This window comes from Veillonella sp. T34266-5 (assembly GCF_002959815.1).
Taxonomy (GTDB): domain Bacteria; phylum Bacillota; class Negativicutes; order Veillonellales; family Veillonellaceae; genus Veillonella; species Veillonella atypica.
In genome coordinates this window covers 159,180-174,951 of the sequence record NZ_PPCZ01000005.1, presented here as the reverse complement: position 1 = coordinate 174,951, position 15,772 = coordinate 159,180, and the positions used below count along the sequence as shown (strand labels likewise).

The following is a 15,772-nucleotide window of genomic DNA, read 5'->3' as shown; positions in this document are numbered from 1 at the left end:
AAAAGATAGGAGCTATCTATGACACTACAGACTAATTACCAACGCTTACAAGATAATCTAGCATATCTAAAACTAAAACAATGCATGTTACACCTAGATGAAACAATTGAATTAGCTAATACACAGAGCTTATCTCATATTGAGTGGTTATTGAAGCTGAGTGATTACGAAGTTGATATTAAACGACAAAACGTAATTAACCATATGGTGAAAATTAGTAATTTTCCTCATTTGAAAACACTAGCTGATTTTGAATTTTCATTTCAACCACAAATTAACGAAATGCAAATTAAGGATTTAGCATCATTAGGATTCATGGAACAAGCTGAAAACATTGTATTTCTTGGCTCTAGCGGAGTGGGGAAAACACATTTAGCTACATCACTAGGTATTGAAAGCTCTCGTAACAGACGAAGCACCTATTTTATTAAATGCCATGATTTAATTCAAAACCTTAAGAGTGCAAAAGATGAAGGACGATTAGAAACTCGGCTCAAGCATTATGCACGCTACCAATTACTCATCATTGATGAAATTGGCTATTTACCGTTACAACCAGGTGATGCTAACTTACTATTTCAAATTATTGATAGACGGTACGAAAAGAAAAGTACCATCGTAACGTCTAACATTAATTTTGATGAGTGGGCTACCATTTTACATGATGAGCGAGTAGCTAATGCTATTGTTGATCGATTACTTCACCATGCACATGTGATTAGCATAACTGGAGATTCATACCGGTTACGAAACCATATGCAACAGAAGGAATAACTGTACATTGTACATCGTCAAAATTGTACATTCTTATATTGACATTTACAGTCATATTAAATCTCCCTTACTAAGCTCAAATCTAAATCAATTTCTTTAATTCGATCTTCATAAGATTTAATTGTATCTTTTTTATTTTCAATTGCAATTTGAAGTGCTGTATTCTCTATTTTAATTAACTCATCTATATTTTGGCGAACATTTTCACACATAATTTGTTCTATTTCATTTAAAGGCTCATCTATTTCAATTTTTAATTTATTAATTAATTGTGGAATTATTTGATTTACTACAATTTCTAAAGCTTCTTCTTGTGGTGATTTACCAAAAATAGATTTTACAACATTTATAATCTCAGGTAAAAAAACAATTAATATTTCAAGAATAGGATTAATAACTGATGTTGTAATCGCAACAATTGAAGTAACTGTCCGATATAAATTTTTATTACATCCAATACTTTTTAATTTCACATTACCTTGATCCATTATTTTTTTTATAGTTTCAGAGTTATTAATTTGTCCAGATTGCTTAAAATCATTTAATTTGTTGTGTATATTAATAAGAACTTCATCTAACTTTATATCTTTAGAAATAAGATTACTATCAAAACAACTTATACTATCCACAATCTTGTCAGATATTTCACTTGAATATTTCTCAATTTCATTAACCAATACTGGTCTAATTATACTAAGTATAGCATTTTGTAGTGCTTCAGCCCCAATCAATAATTGTCTAGAAAGAGATTCTGCTTGACGATTTAGATCATTTTTTATTGTTTCAACTATATTGCTCTTAATATCATTACGAACTTTATTTTTTATATTAGATTCTTCTTTATTAATTGAATCAAATAATTGTTCTTTGGCTTTTTTACGATTCTCTATTTCTATTTCTATTTCATCTACATCACAAACTTCATGATTTTTTATTAATTCTAATGCATCTATTATCATATTTTTATTTTTATATAATTGAGAAGTTATATTTTTATCATAAAGTATTTGCGCATCAAAACTAGTAATAATATTATTCAAAACTTCAAAAACATCATCATTATAAATAGATGTACATTTAATAGGAATCTCAAACCCCAAATTAGATATAATTATATTATTGATATGTTCTGTTATTTCTATAATATCTTTTGGTAATTTTTTATCTATCTTATTTATGATAATAGCAATATCATCACTATATTGAGAAACTTCTTTTAAAAAATTTATCGCACTCTCAGAGATAGTTCCTTTATCACTATCAATAACTAATACATAGCCCGTCCCTTTATCTATATAGTTTACTAAAGCATTATTATGGCGCTCTAATCCTGAATCAAAACCAGGCGTATCAACAACTATATAATCAGAATTAATTTTTAAAGTCTCACTATTAATAAAATATTTTAAATAAGAGATATCTTCTTTAGATCGAACATGTTCAAAATCTAATTCTTCGCCATTATTTAAACACGCTATTTTCTTTTCATCTTCTGAGAAAACTAATTCTGTAGCATAAGCAGTTTCAGGAATTTGACTTTCTACTAAAACAGATTTCCCTAAGTATTTATTTAACAAAGCACTTTTACCAGCACTAAAACTACCTATAAATAACATATGTGCAATATAATCTTTATTTGTAATAATAAATACATCTAAATTATTTTCTATATCAATTAAATTGTATTTACTAGCAATTTTTTTTAATTCAATTGATTTCTGTTCATTTATTATTTTATTAATCATTTCCTTCTCCTATAACAAAACATATTATTAATACTTTATTTTTATTATATCAGTATAAAATTTATTTCCTTATAACAATTCATAAAAGATTCATAAATAGATGTGTTGTAGACTTCTAAATTTAACAATTAAATTAATACGCTAAATTTACTTAATTAACGAATTAATATACTTTTCATATCTATCTTTCAATATATAGATCCGTTTTAAATTGATTTCTCTATTAATTGAATGAGCATAATACATCACATCACATTCATAAGGGCTACCAGGCAATATTGCTAGTAGTTCTTCTACAGGATTTAAATCATCTAAATACAAGTACTCCCATTCATCTTCTAAATCCACATAATACTCAAATGAATGTGCATTACTATATTCAACCTTTTCACTTAGGTTTCTATCTAATAAGGTAAATACATTAATATAGATTTGTTTTAATTCATCTGTAAATGTACCTTTCATATAGAAATCATTAGTCAAGAAAGCTTTCATTGTAAGTAATTCTTCGTTCCATTGTAAAAGTGGCACAATTTCAACATCAAAGATGTTAATAATTCTTTGGTCATGTTCTTCTAAAGCTTCTTCTAGATTACGTTTTACCTTTTCTTCAGCTTCATCTCTTGAACCACTTTCAGAGGGAATAAAAATTTTCATCAATGCAGCGCATTCGGATGCTTCTCGAATTGATTCAATAGAACGTAAACGTAGTTCTTCGTTTATTACAGCTATAAAAGTATTTACATCTCCCCATATGTCTATTACCCAATCCTTAAAACGTTCTTTGTCAGCAAAGGCTTCCTTTAATTCATCTCTATACTTCTTTAATCCTTTTACAGCCCATTCTGCATGTAATCGATCATAGCGATCACCAAAATCCTCATCTTCTCTTGGAACATCAAATTCTGCTTTTTCAATTTCTGCTTTAATGTCTTCTACTGTGATGATGTTTTCTTTTAAAGTTTTCATAGCTAATCTCCTCATAACACAACAAACAAAATAAATATGGTTCTGGATTACCTTTAGTATATCTAACCCTATACGTAATTTTTTACACACAAAAAAGCCGCCCAACCTAAGTTGAGCGGCTTTCACCATTCTATAAAGAATTATATATAGTTTACATAGTCCCAGTGCTACCGATACCACCTGTACGTACGCCTGTTGCGTCGTCATCGTTGGTGATAAGGTATTTAGAGAAAATGCCTTGCGCAACGCGTTCGCCTTTTTCAAGGGTAACAGGTTCGTTGCCAAAGTTTAGGAGGGCGATCATGATATGACCTTCATTCTCCTCATTATTGTAGTAATCGCTGTCGATAATGCCTGTGCTATTCACAAGAGCTAGTTTGCGTTTGATAGCCATGCTAGAACGGATGTGTATAGCAAGGTATTCGTCGTATGCCATGAAGGCCTTAAGGCCTGTCGGCACAAGAACCACTTGATTTGGTTCTAAAGTAACAGCTTCAGCGCATTCAATATCATAGCCTGCGCTTTCTGTGGTTTTACGTGTTGGTAAATTGATATTTTGTTCTTCAAAAGCAGAAACTACTTCAAAGCCACGAATATCCATGTAACACCTCTTATTTCAAACAATCTTTACGGGACAAGTTCACACGGCCTTGTTTATCGATTTCGATAACCTTAACCATAATTTCGTCGCCTACATTTACAACGTCTTCTACATTTTCAACGCGTTCTTTTGCAAGTTTAGAAATATGTACAAGACCTTCTTTACCTGGTAATACTTCTACAAAAGCACCAAATGCCATCAAGCGAGTTACTTTACCAAGGTATACTTCACCTACTTCAACTTCTTTAGTAAGGTTTTCGATGATTTGTTGCGCTTTTGCAGCCCCTTCTTGGTCTACAGAAGCGATGAATACAGTACCATCATCTTCGATGTCAATTTTTGCACCTGTTTCGTCAATGATGCTACGGATTACTTTACCGCCAGAACCAATTACGTCACGGATTTTGTCTGGATCAATTTTCATTGTAATGATGCGTGGAGCGTATTGGGACATTTGTTGACGAGGTTCAGCAATGGTATCTAGCATAATACCCATGATGTGCATGCGACCTTTATGAGCTTGCTCCAATGCTTCGTGAAGGATTTCACGAGACAAACCAGAGATTTTAATATCCATTTGGATGGCAGTTACACCTTTTGCAGTACCAGCCACCTTGAAGTCCATATCGCCAAGAGCATCTTCCATGCCTTGGATATCTGTTAAGATTGTGTAGTGTTCCCCTTGTGTTACAAGCCCCATTGCGATACCAGCTACAGGAGCTTTAATAGGTACACCAGCATCCATCAAGGACAATGTGGAACCACATACGGAAGCCATGGAACTAGAACCATTGGATTCTAATACTTCAGATACTAAACGCAATGCATATGGGAATTCTTCTTCGCTAGGAATGACAGGTATCAATGCGCGTTCAGCTAAAGCACCATGACCAATTTCACGGCGTCCAGGACCACGGGAGGAACGAGTTTCCCCTACGGAGAAGGATGGGAAATTGTAGTGGTGAATATAGCGTTTTTCTGTTTCTAAACCGATGCCATCAATTGTTTGTTTTTCAGACAATGGCGCTACAGTAGCTACGTTCAATACTTGAGTTTGACCACGTGTGAATAGACCGGAACCATGTGTACGAGGCAATACGCCTGTACGACAAGAGATTGGACGAACTTCATCAAGTTTACGGCCATCTGGACGAATTTTTTCAACAGTGATCATATGACGAACGATTTCCTTCGTCATAGCATCAAATGCTTTATTTACATCAGCTAAGTTATCTGGGTAGATGTCTGCGAAATGTGCTAATACGTCTTCACGTACTTCAGTTTCTTGTGCATCCCGTTGTTGTTTATCTGCACAACGAACAGCTGCATCAAGTTTATCGTGACCATATGCGCGAACTGCATCAGCGATTTCAGCAGGTACGTCTTTGCTTTCAAATACGCGTTTTTCCTTGCCTACTTTAGCTTTTACATCTTCTTGGAATGCAACGATTTTCTTAATTTCTTCGTGAGCAGCCATGATAACTTCAAGAATGGTTTCTTCCGGAACTTCTTGAGCGCCACCTTCAACCATGAGGATAGCATCTTTAGTACCAGCTACTACAATATTAAGATCAGTTTCTTCTAATTGTGCTTTTGTTGGGTTAACGACAAATTCACCATTTACACGACCCATGCGAACGCCAGCAATTGGGCCAGCCCATGGGATATCGGAAATAGATAATGCTGCAGATGCACCAATCATACCGCAGATAGCAGGATCACAATCTTGATCAACGGACATAACGGTAGCAACAACGTGTACTTCGTTACGTACACCTTTATCAAATAGTGGACGAATAGGACGGTCAATCAAACGGCTATTCAAGATAGCAGATTCAGGTGGACGTGCTTCACGTTTAATAAAGCCACCTGGCAAACGACCAATAGCATACATTTTTTCTTCATAATCTACTGTGAGTGGGAAGAAATCGATATCCTTCGCCTCTTTAGAACCTGTAGCGGTAACGAGTACGCGTGTATCGCCATAACCAACCATTACGGCACCGCCAGCTTGTTTTGCAAGTTCCCCAGTCTCGATCGTAAGCGTACGACCAGCTAGGTCCATTTGGAATTGTTCCATTCCTATTCCTCCTAAAAATCTTCTTATACGTATACCTTATTATTATATATCATCTAATTTAATTAGGCTATTTTTTCTATCCATATGATATACTTTAATTGTTGCTAACTCCTATTCTGGCAACAGAAAGGAGGTGTTTCTATAGTGGATTATGTTGTTTCCCTTATAATCACTATCATAGGTGGTGTAACTTGCCATTACGTCATCAAGTGGCTAGATAGTAGATTTAAATAGCAACTAGCACAATAAAAAGGACAGAGTTGCCGCTCTGTCCTTTTTTCTGTGTTTCCACAATAGATTATCGGCAGTTGTTTCCCTTTGCCTAAATTCATTATAACACAAGGATATAAAATAAAAAAGCCGTCCAAACGGACGGCTAATTGTATTATTTACGAAGGCCAAGACGTTCGATAAGGGAACGGTAACGTTCGATATCTTTACGACGAAGGTAGTCAAGCATGTTGCGGCGTTGACCAACCAATTTCAACAAACCACGACGGGAATGATGGTCTTTTTTGTGTTCTTTCAAGTGTTCAGTTAAGTATGTGATGCGGCTTGTCAAAATCGCAACTTGTACTTCTGGAGAACCAGTGTCACCTTCATGAGTAGCGTATTCTTTAATAACTGCTAATTTAGCTTCTGTAGTTAACATTAATGTTACCTCCTAAAAAATAATAATCCCGATAAGCTTAAGTAACCGTTGGAGATTCGAATACTTCGCTTACGATATGTCTTATGACTTAGTTAAGTATACAGTATAATCCACATAGTGTAAAGGTTTTCATGAAAAAAGAGAGGATAATTTCCCCTCTTTTTTAGACCATATGATTTAGGTACTTATTTTGAACCGAGCATCATACGGTCGCTTAACGCACCTTCGCCAGCTACTTCAAATTTTTGTAACAAATCAGCAACTGTTAATTTTTTCTTTTCTTCCCCTTTTACATCATAGATGATACGACCAGCGTCCATCATGATAAGACGATTACCAAAGCGCAATGCATCACGCATGTTGTGCGTAATCATAAGGGTTGTTAGATTATGTTCTGAAACAAGTTTATCTGTTAATTGCAATACATTTTCAGCTGTCTTAGGATCAAGTGCTGCTGTATGTTCGTCCAAGAGTAATAAATCAGGACGAAGCATAGTAGCCATAAGCAATGTAATAGATTGACGTTGACCACCAGATAATAGGCCCATCCGTGCAGATAGACGGTCTTCAAGGCCTAGACCTAATAGTGCAAGGCGTTCTTTAAAGAATGCTTGTTCACTATCTTTGAAAGCCCATTTAAGACCTAAGTTTTTGCCACGGCGCATCGCAAGGATCAAGTTTTCTTCGATTTGCATATTGCCTGCTGTACCAACCATAGGATCTTGGAATACTCGGCCGATGTATTTAGCACGTTTGTATTCTGGCATTTTTGTTACATCAATATTATTGATGGTAATACTGCCTTCATCGACAGGAAATACACCAGCGATGGAGTTTAGCAATGTACTTTTACCAGCACCATTACCACCGATTACGGTACAGAAATCGCCTTCTTCTAAGCGAAGGTCGATGCCTTGTAGTGCAGTTTTTTCATTAATTGTGCCCTTAAAGAAGGTCTTTACCATATTTTTTACTTCTAACATAGTGTCCTCCTTAACGAGCTAACCATTTGGCTTTCAATGTAGGCAAAGAAAGCGCGATGGCAACAAGAATAGCAGTGAATAATTTTAAATCGTTTGGTGGCATACCCATGTAGAGTACGGCAGCGATAACGATACGATATACGATGGAACCAAGTACTACAGCAATGAGGCTACGAACAAAGGATTTTGTACCGAATACAACCTCACCGATAATAACGGATGCCAAGCCGATTACGATGGTACCAATCCCCATGCCTACGTCGGCAAAGCCTTGGAATTGACCAATAAGAGCACCAGACATCCCAACGAAGCCATTGGAAATTAATAGGCCAAGAACGATCATATTATCTGTGTTCACGCCTTGGGCGCGAATCATTTGAGGGTTAACGCCTGTTGCACGTAATGCGGTACCAATTTCAGTACCGAAGAACCAGAACAGTAATAAACATACAACAACAGCTACGATAACACCAACAATGGCAGCAGACCACATATTTGGCGTATGAAGCACGCTACCAATAATTGTATAAATTGTATCCATGCGAAGTAAGGATACGTTGGCTTTCCCCATTATATGAAGGTTAATGGAATATAAAGCAATCATCGTTAAGATACCAGCTAACAATGCAGGAATCTTTAATTTTGTATGGATCCAACCGGTTACGGCACCGGCAGCCATGCCACCTACGCCAGCAATCAAGATAGAAAGAATTGGATTCATACCAGTTGTAATCAAGATGGCGGAAATGGCCGCCCCCATTGGGAATGTCCCTTCAACAGTCAAGTCGGCCACATCAAGAACGCGGAAGGTAATAAATACACCGACCGCTAACAAGGACCACAAAAGGCCTGTTGTTATGGTGCCTACCACTAAATCTAACATCAAAATCTCCTCTTTTATTTCATATCTTTACGAAGTGCATCAGGAATTGTGATACCTAATTTTTTAGCACGTTCTTCGTTGACAGTCAATTTAATATCCTTTTGTGTTTCGATGGCCATATCGCTAACTTTTGCTTCGCCAGAAAGAACTTTAGCTGCCATCAAACCTGTTTGATAACCTAATTTATAATAATCTACAGAATATGTTGCTACACCACCAGTCATTGTCATACCTTCATCAGCTGCAAATACTGGAATTTTAGCAGCATCTGTAATTTGTGCTAAGTTAGCCATAGCAGATGCTAATACATTATCTGTTGGTGTATAAATAGCTTGTACATCTTGATTTACAAGATTTGTTGCTGCTTGTTGAATATCGTTTACGTTGGAAACCGTAGCTTCTACAACTGTAATACCTTTTGTAGCAGCATAAGCTTTCATCTTTTCAACTTGTAATTGGGAGTTGATTTCAGAGGATGTGTAAATAGCACCAATGCGTTTTACATTTGGCACTAAAGCGATGATAAGATCTACCTCTTTTTCAACAGGTGTCATATCGGATGTACCAGTTACATTGCCACCTGGGTGTTCATTGGATTGAACGAGTTTAGCGCTTACATAGTCTGTAATAGCTGTACCTAAGATTGGCATATCATGAGATGCATTTGCCATCGTTTGAGCCGCTGGTGTTGCGATTGCTAATACTAAATCCTTTTTATCAGATACGAAACGTTGTGCAATACTATTCAAATTAGATTGGTCAGCTTGTGCATTTTGTTGGTCGATTTTAATGTTTTCCCCATCTTTAAAACCTTTAGATGCAAGACCATCTACAAAGCCTTTATTAGCAGCATCAAGGGATGGGTGTTCTACTAATTGAATAACGCCAATTTTCTTTTGGTCACTAGTAGTAGTATTGGAACCACAACCAGCTACCATTGCCATAACAGTGATGGCACTAAGTGCCACTGCAATACCTTTTTTCCAGTTCATGTGTAACTCCTTACCAGTTAAGTACTAAATCATAGTTGCTTTGTTCATCAAATCCTCTGGTAAGGTGATGCCCAATTTTTGTAATTTATCTTTATTTACAACTAATTTGAATTCTTTTTGCATTTCAATCGGCATATCTTCGACTTTAGCTTCACCAGTTAGCACCTTAGCCGCCATCAAGCCAGTTTGGTAACCAAGTTTGTAGTAGTCTACAGATAAGGACATAACCGCACCGCCTTTTACGTGGTTATCTTCGCCGCCGAATACAGGAATTTTTGCAGGGTCGGTAATCGCTACAAGATTGCTCATAGCAGATGCTACCACATTATCTGTTGGTACATAAATGGCATCAACACGTTGAGATACAAGGTTTTGTGCCGCTTGTTGAATATCGTTTACATTGGAAACAGTAACCTCTTCAACCTTAATGCCCTTTGTCGCTGCGTAAGCTTTCATCTTTTCAACTTGAATTTGAGAATTTACTTCGCTAGAGCTATAAATCGTACCGATTGTTTTAGCATTTGGCAATACTTTTAAAATCAAATCTACTTGTTGTTCTACAGGGTTCATATCAGATGTGCCAGATACATTACCACCTGGATGTTCATTAGATTTAACAAGTTTAGCCGCCTCGTAATCAGTAATAGCTGTACCCAAGATTGGAATATCATGAGTTGCGTTCGCCATGGATTGGGCCGCTGGCGTAGCAATTGCTAAAATCAAATTTTTACGATCAGATACAAAACGCTGTGCAATACTATTCAAATTAGATTGGTCAGCTTGTGCGTTTTGTTGATCAAAGGTAATTTTATCAGATAAGCCCTTTTCCTTAAGAGCATCAACAAAACCTTTATTTGCCGCATCTAGTGCTGGATGTTCTACGAGTTGTACAACACCAACCTTATATTCTCCATTAGATGTAGTTTCATTTGTGCCACAGCCTGTGAAAGCCATCAATGCTGCCGCCGTGAGCGCGAGGGCAATGCCTTTTTTCAAGTTCATTGGGTCTTCCTTCCTATATTCGAAATAATAATACTTCTATTATAAACAACTTTGAGCACTACATCAATGTATCAGACTAAAGTATTTTACATTTGTCCTTATGTAGAGCACATATTGTATGCTAACAGATTTATTATTTATCTAGAGAAGCTAGCATATCCTCTGTCAATTCATTAGCTGCTAGAATGTATTCTTTTAGTGTCCCCTTATCGAGGGCCACCTTCATTACGGGCACTTCAAATGGGTCAAGGATGACACACATTAAAATTTCTCCCGTTACATAATAGCCCACAACGGCTTCCCCTTCATCTTCATCTAAGGTTTCCCGTTTAACAGTCACACAATATGGTTTCATGACCTCCATAGCAGCTTTAGCCACCTCTTCGCGGGTAGCGATATATTCTTTTGCCTTTGTTTCAGGAATATCAAAAATATCGACCTTTACGGTCTTAACCTCTGTTGCCTCTCCCTTCGCCGCCTCGATAGCAGCGCCTAATTCCGTTTGTTTCATCCTATACCTCACATAACATGGACTTTCACCAATGGTGAAAGCCCCATCATACTAGATTATTTCATCATCTGCATTCAAAAATGCTACGTAACAGCGTTTTGCTTCATAAATATCGGCCTTAGATGTAACCTCCCATGGTGCATGCATGCTAAGAACAGCAACGCCGCAGTCGATTACATTCATACCATATAAGGCCATGATATACGCAATGGTGCCACCACCGCCAAGGTCAACCTTGCCGAGTTCAGCCGTTTGGTATGTTACGTTATTAGATTCCATTACACGGCGGATAAAACCCATGTATTCTGCATTGGCATCGTTGGAACCGGATTTACCACGAGAACCGGTAAATTTATTAAATACGACACCCATACCGAGGTAAGAAGCATTTTTCTTTTCAAAAGCAGATGCATACAATGGATCATATCCAGCACTAACATCAGAGGATAGCATACGAGAATTTTCCAATGTACGGCGCACATTTACTGAATTAGGTTTACCCATCAATGTTAAGATTTCTGCTACCGCATTTTCAAAGAATTTGGATTGCATGCCTGTAGCACCAACGGAACCAATTTCTTCTTTATCTACAAGTAAACAACAAGTCGTACGTTTTACCTTATCAACTTCGAGCATAGCTACCAAGGATGTATAAGCACAGACACGGTCATCTTGGCCATATGCTAATACCATGGAGCGATCAAAGCCCATATCGCGCGCCTTGCCAGCTGGTACAATTTCAAGTTCAGCAGATAATAAATCGCGTTCTACAAATCCATATTCTTTTTCAAGAAGGTGATTAATAAATTTAGTGACCCCTTCTTTTTCTTCATCTTTAACAGGGCGACTACCGATGAGAAGATCTAGAGCCTCTCCTTCAATCACCTTTGCCGCATTCTTTTGCATTTGTTCTTGCCCTAAGTGAGGCAATAAGTCAGTAATACAGAATACAGGATCAGATTCCTTATCACCAATATTAATGTTGATGCGTGTGCCATCCGTTTTGACTACAACCCCATGAATAGCAAGCGGCATAGCTACCCAGTGGTATTTTTTAATACCCCCGTAATAATGTGTATCCCAGAATACTAGATTGCTATCTTCATATTGAGGGTTTTGTTTTACGTCAATGCGCGGAGAATCGATATGAGCACCAAGGATATTCATACCAAGGTCTAAATCATCGGTACCGATATTAAATAGCGCAATAGATTTATCCATGTGAGTATAGTAAATCTTATCTCCCGCTTTAATTGGCGTATTAGATTTAATCAAGTCATTTAAATCTACATAGCCAGCTTTTTTAGCAGCTTCTACAGATTGAATGACACATTCGCGTTCTGTTTTTCCATTATCTAAAAATTGACGATAAGAGTCACCTAATGACATCACATCTTGTAATGTTTGTTCATCATAATTATGCCAAGCATATTTACGTTCCATAATTTCATCCCTTTCTATATAAGCATACAGTACACTATATCGTGTGTTATGCTTTTGATTTTTCTAATAATTCTTTTTGACGGCGCTCATAGTAGAGCCGTTCTTTCTCTCGGTTAATTTCCGATTTTTCTCTATATAGTTTATCGATTTCATCAGTACTATGACTCAATACCTTTGTTACATAAAACTTGGTAATTCCCGACTTAATCGTATATTTTCCTACCTTTAACTGAATGGCAAATGCTCCGTGTTTCGGACAAACGCCTATAGATAAATGCTTATCTCCTTGTATCCGCTCAGGACGTGTCGTTTCCAATCGACTTTGGCAATAAGGACAAAAGGATAATCGCACTCGTCTATCATATACGATACGTTTCTTTTCTTGAAAGTTATCGTACATAAAGAAGGTCAAACCCGGTGGATATAAAAATGGATTTGGCGCCTCTTTTCGTATGGAATCATAATTCAATAATGCTTTTGGCAAATCTAGCTTTTGGCAGATATGCGCCGTAAATATAGCATCGTGCAGCGCATTATGAGCGGATAGTTCTTCGGATGATATATGTAAATCCTCCATAGCATGAGCTACGGAGTACTGTTGTGTCGTGCCATATCGTTGATAGCTGTATATCATCTGTGCATCAGCCCAAGAATCATAGTCGATACTCTTTAATTTATGGAGCAATAAATTTTCTCGCAATATAAGAATATCGTCAGCGCCCCAAGATAGGAGCATATAATCCTTGCCACACCATTGTTGAAAATGACTGTAGGCCGCCCTAAATGGGACACCGCGATTCAAATCTTGATTGGTTATCCCTGTAAGGGCCTTCACATGCTTATGCATATGTGGTAAATATTTAGGTTTTACATACATTGTGAAGGAATCCACAATCTCTAAATTCTCATTGAGCTTAATAGCTCCGATTTGAATGATTTCACCGGTCAACGGCATCCGTGCTCGCTTCATAAAGCTAATGTCGTTGCTATATGGTTGATTCCACTCTAAATCAAAAATAATATAATCCATAACTTACGATTCCTGCAGTAATGTTTCAGCTGCCTTAATCACTTGTTCTTCGGTAATAACAGAAATGCCTTTATACTTACCTTCTTTAATGACTTGTTTCATGCTTTTACCAATTTCATAATGGTCCATCGATTCAAGTACGATAGATTTCGCTTGGTACGGACCATAGAAAAATGGGTTGGATGGTCCATAAAGGGCTACGATAGGAACACCCTGACTAATGGCTACATGCATAGGTCCAGAATCATTCGTAATCAACAAATCACACCATTTCATGGCCGCAGCTAAAGGGCCCAATTTAAAAGCACCTGTAGCCACGATTGGCGCCGTCTTCATCTGTTCTACAACAGGTTTTACCATGTCCAAATCCATGGGGCCCCCAAAGAATACTGTTTTATACCCTTTATTGCCAAAATAATCGGCTACATCCGCAAAGCGCTCTGCGGGCCATCGTTTTTCAGGCACTGCACTGCCGATATTAAAACCAATAATCTTATCACGAGGCATAACGCCTTGGCTTTTATAAAAACGGAATACCTCGTCATTCCATTCCTTACTAGTCTCGATATGTAATCCGTGATTAGCTACGTCGGTGACGCCTAATTGCTCTAATACGTTAATGTACATATCAGCAGCATGACGTGTCTTGCGATCAAGACGGGTATATTTCGTCATAAATGGTCTAAATAGGAAATGACTCATCCCTGTCGTTACCTTACCGTGAATTTTCCATGCCAAATATGATGTACGTTCATTAGGATGCAGGTTGATAACGATATCTGGACGACCTTGGTCGTTAATGCGACGAGCGATTTCATTTAACCCTTTAATGCTATTATGACGTCCTTTTTTATCGATGGTAATCAAATCATCGATATAAGGATTGTATTTCATCACATCTTGTAACTTTTCATCAATCACATAGGTGATATGACTATGAGGTGCTGCTTTACGCAACACCTCTAGAAATGGAGTCGTTAATACTACATCACCTAAATGCATGAGAAAGGTTACGACAATACGTTTATAATCAAGCTCCATCATAAATCCTTTCTCAACATTTCAGAATACACATCCCATACCGCATCTACTGGAATTTGTGCCATACAGTCGGGATCATCTACTAGTGGCTGTTCAGGTGTAGCCTTAGATGTAGAGGAAATAATAAGATGCACATGACTGCCCCCATATGGGCCCGTTCTATGCGGTGATGTCGTACCAAACAACGCGATTAATGGTTTCTTTAATGCATTGGCAATATGTAAAGGCCCCGTATCAGCGCTGATGAAAATATGGCAGTGACGAATCAACTCGATTAACTCAGCCATGGTCGTTTGACCAACTAAATTAATGAGATTATCGCTCTTCACATAGTTTTCTATAAATTGACCTTTTTCACTATCATCAGGCGAACCTGCAATAACCACCTTTTTGCCACTTTCACAAAGGCGTATACATAATTCACCAAAATTTAATAACGGCCATTCCTTAACAATCCATCGTGCACCAGGTACAACGACAACATAATCATCGGTTACACCTAGTTCGGATAGCCGGTTGCGAATCTTCCCTTCTGCTGCATGGTCATGAGGCATTGGAAATTCCACGCCATCCACTTCGCCACCTAAGGCACGTACCGTATCGAGATAGCGCTCAATAACGTGATCATATTTATGAGCTCCTACTAGAGCTTTATTAACTAATTGACTGCCCTCGCGAAGTTCCCAATAGCCATATTTCTCAGGAGAACCCGATAGTAAAGATACAATGGCACTTTTGGCGATACATTGTAAATCTAAGGTCATATCGAAATGACGACTATGTAGTTCTTTACGAAGATTCCACAAATAAGACGGCGATTTTAATTGTTTCTTGTCGATGATAATTACTTCGTCCACCCAAGGGGTACCTGGCAATAAACTCGCAAATTGTTCATGTATGGCCCAGGTAATTTTTGCGTGCGGCAAATTTTGGCGCAATGCATATAATGTTGGCAATGCGTGAATGACATCACCTAAGGAACTCATTTTTATGATGAGTATATTGGAATAGTCCTTCATAATAACCCCTCTATGAACGAAGAATACACACAAATGTGGTTCATCCA

The 15,772-nt window shown here is 37.3% G+C and carries 15 protein-coding genes; 1 reads left to right on the top strand and 14 read right to left on the bottom strand.

All coding sequences use genetic code 11. From position 1 onward, the window contains the following. Positions 1-18 precede the first annotated feature (18 nt). Complete coding sequence (gene istB / locus VIHSUH07_RS03665; protein WP_005382493.1) at positions 19-774, top strand: IS21-like element helper ATPase IstB; 756 nt, start codon at positions 19-21, stop codon at positions 772-774. Between the two features lie 56 nt (positions 775-830). Here istB and VIHSUH07_RS03660 read toward each other — a convergent pair whose 3' ends face one another. From VIHSUH07_RS03660 to VIHSUH07_RS03595, 14 genes are all read right to left on the bottom strand, one after another. Continuing rightward, positions 831-2,519, bottom strand: a complete 1,689-nt coding sequence (locus tag VIHSUH07_RS03660; protein WP_105083944.1) for a dynamin family protein — start codon at positions 2,517-2,519, stop codon at positions 831-833. 147 nt (positions 2,520-2,666) lie between these two features. Then, on the bottom strand, positions 2,667-3,488 hold the full coding sequence (locus tag VIHSUH07_RS03655) for a hypothetical protein (protein ID WP_105083943.1): 822 nt from the start codon (positions 3,486-3,488) through the stop codon (positions 2,667-2,669). Positions 3,489-3,639: 151 nt separating this feature from the next. Further along, on the bottom strand, positions 3,640-4,089 hold the full coding sequence (gene dut / locus VIHSUH07_RS03650) for a dUTP diphosphatase (RefSeq protein WP_005379026.1): 450 nt from the start codon (positions 4,087-4,089) through the stop codon (positions 3,640-3,642). A 10-nt stretch (positions 4,090-4,099) separates the two neighbouring features. Continuing rightward, on the bottom strand, positions 4,100-6,169 hold the full coding sequence (locus VIHSUH07_RS03645) for a polyribonucleotide nucleotidyltransferase (RefSeq protein ID WP_105083942.1): 2,070 nt from the start codon (positions 6,167-6,169) through the stop codon (positions 4,100-4,102). Positions 6,170-6,554: 385 nt separating this feature from the next. Continuing rightward, a complete protein-coding gene (gene rpsO, locus VIHSUH07_RS03640) occupies positions 6,555-6,821 on the bottom strand; it encodes a 30S ribosomal protein S15 (protein ID WP_005379030.1) in 267 nt (88 codons plus the stop codon). Positions 6,822-7,006: 185 nt separating this feature from the next. Next, entirely contained in the window at positions 7,007-7,804 is a 798-nt protein-coding gene (locus VIHSUH07_RS03635) for an ABC transporter ATP-binding protein (protein WP_005379071.1), read from the bottom strand. Between the two features lie 10 nt (positions 7,805-7,814). Further along, on the bottom strand, positions 7,815-8,687 hold the full coding sequence (locus VIHSUH07_RS03630) for an ABC transporter permease (protein ID WP_005378866.1): 873 nt from the start codon (positions 8,685-8,687) through the stop codon (positions 7,815-7,817). A gap of 14 nt (positions 8,688-8,701) precedes the next feature. Continuing rightward, positions 8,702-9,679 carry an ABC transporter substrate-binding protein gene (locus VIHSUH07_RS03625; protein ID WP_105083941.1) on the bottom strand — a complete coding sequence of 326 codons (978 nt, stop codon included), beginning with the start codon at positions 9,677-9,679 and terminating at the stop codon, positions 8,702-8,704. A gap of 24 nt (positions 9,680-9,703) precedes the next feature. Beyond that, on the bottom strand, positions 9,704-10,681 hold the full coding sequence (locus VIHSUH07_RS03620; RefSeq protein ID WP_005378884.1) for an ABC transporter substrate-binding protein: 978 nt from the start codon (positions 10,679-10,681) through the stop codon (positions 9,704-9,706). A gap of 133 nt (positions 10,682-10,814) precedes the next feature. Next, the gene (locus VIHSUH07_RS03615; RefSeq protein WP_005383868.1) at positions 10,815-11,192 is read right to left on the bottom strand and encodes a hypothetical protein; all 378 of its coding nucleotides are present in this window, start codon (positions 11,190-11,192) and stop codon (positions 10,815-10,817) included. A gap of 51 nt (positions 11,193-11,243) precedes the next feature. Next, positions 11,244-12,635 (bottom strand): aminopeptidase, encoded by a 1,392-nt coding sequence (locus VIHSUH07_RS03610; protein ID WP_105083940.1) that lies wholly within the window; start codon positions 12,633-12,635, stop codon positions 11,244-11,246. A 46-nt stretch (positions 12,636-12,681) separates the two neighbouring features. Then, positions 12,682-13,665 (bottom strand): 3'-5' exonuclease, encoded by a 984-nt coding sequence (locus VIHSUH07_RS03605; RefSeq protein WP_105083939.1) that lies wholly within the window; start codon positions 13,663-13,665, stop codon positions 12,682-12,684. 3 nt (positions 13,666-13,668) lie between these two features. Next, on the bottom strand, positions 13,669-14,706 hold the full coding sequence (locus VIHSUH07_RS03600) for a glycosyltransferase family 9 protein (protein WP_105083945.1): 1,038 nt from the start codon (positions 14,704-14,706) through the stop codon (positions 13,669-13,671). Then, positions 14,706-15,725 (bottom strand): glycosyltransferase family 9 protein, encoded by a 1,020-nt coding sequence (locus tag VIHSUH07_RS03595; RefSeq protein ID WP_105083938.1) that lies wholly within the window; start codon positions 15,723-15,725, stop codon positions 14,706-14,708. The genes VIHSUH07_RS03600 and VIHSUH07_RS03595 overlap by 1 nt, the downstream gene beginning before the upstream one ends. Between the last annotated feature and the right edge of the window lie 47 nt (positions 15,726-15,772).

Excerpts from the sequence above, each read along its gene's own strand:
- VIHSUH07_RS03660 (WP_105083944.1), bottom strand. The coding sequence starts at position 2,519 with ATGATTAATAAAATAATAAATGAACAGAAATCAATTGAATTAAAAAAA.
- VIHSUH07_RS03625 (WP_105083941.1), bottom strand. The coding sequence starts at position 9,679 with ATGAACTGGAAAAAAGGTATTGCAGTGGCACTTAGTGCCATCACTGTT.
- istB (WP_005382493.1), top strand. The coding sequence starts at position 19 with ATGACACTACAGACTAATTACCAACGCTTACAAGATAATCTAGCATAT.
- VIHSUH07_RS03600 (WP_105083945.1), bottom strand. The coding sequence starts at position 14,706 with ATGGAGCTTGATTATAAACGTATTGTCGTAACCTTTCTCATGCATTTA.
- VIHSUH07_RS03620 (WP_005378884.1), bottom strand. The coding sequence starts at position 10,681 with ATGAACTTGAAAAAAGGCATTGCCCTCGCGCTCACGGCGGCAGCATTG.
- VIHSUH07_RS03655 (WP_105083943.1), bottom strand. The coding sequence starts at position 3,488 with ATGAAAACTTTAAAAGAAAACATCATCACAGTAGAAGACATTAAAGCA.
- VIHSUH07_RS03595 (WP_105083938.1), bottom strand. The coding sequence starts at position 15,725 with ATGAAGGACTATTCCAATATACTCATCATAAAAATGAGTTCCTTAGGT.
- dut (WP_005379026.1), bottom strand. The coding sequence starts at position 4,089 with ATGGATATTCGTGGCTTTGAAGTAGTTTCTGCTTTTGAAGAACAAAAT.
- VIHSUH07_RS03635 (WP_005379071.1), bottom strand. The coding sequence starts at position 7,804 with ATGTTAGAAGTAAAAAATATGGTAAAGACCTTCTTTAAGGGCACAATT.
- VIHSUH07_RS03610 (WP_105083940.1), bottom strand. The coding sequence starts at position 12,635 with ATGGAACGTAAATATGCTTGGCATAATTATGATGAACAAACATTACAA.
- VIHSUH07_RS03615 (WP_005383868.1), bottom strand. The coding sequence starts at position 11,192 with ATGAAACAAACGGAATTAGGCGCTGCTATCGAGGCGGCGAAGGGAGAG.
- VIHSUH07_RS03645 (WP_105083942.1), bottom strand. The coding sequence starts at position 6,169 with ATGGAACAATTCCAAATGGACCTAGCTGGTCGTACGCTTACGATCGAG.
- VIHSUH07_RS03605 (WP_105083939.1), bottom strand. The coding sequence starts at position 13,665 with ATGGATTATATTATTTTTGATTTAGAGTGGAATCAACCATATAGCAAC.
- VIHSUH07_RS03630 (WP_005378866.1), bottom strand. The coding sequence starts at position 8,687 with ATGTTAGATTTAGTGGTAGGCACCATAACAACAGGCCTTTTGTGGTCC.
- rpsO (WP_005379030.1), bottom strand. The coding sequence starts at position 6,821 with ATGTTAACTACAGAAGCTAAATTAGCAGTTATTAAAGAATACGCTACT.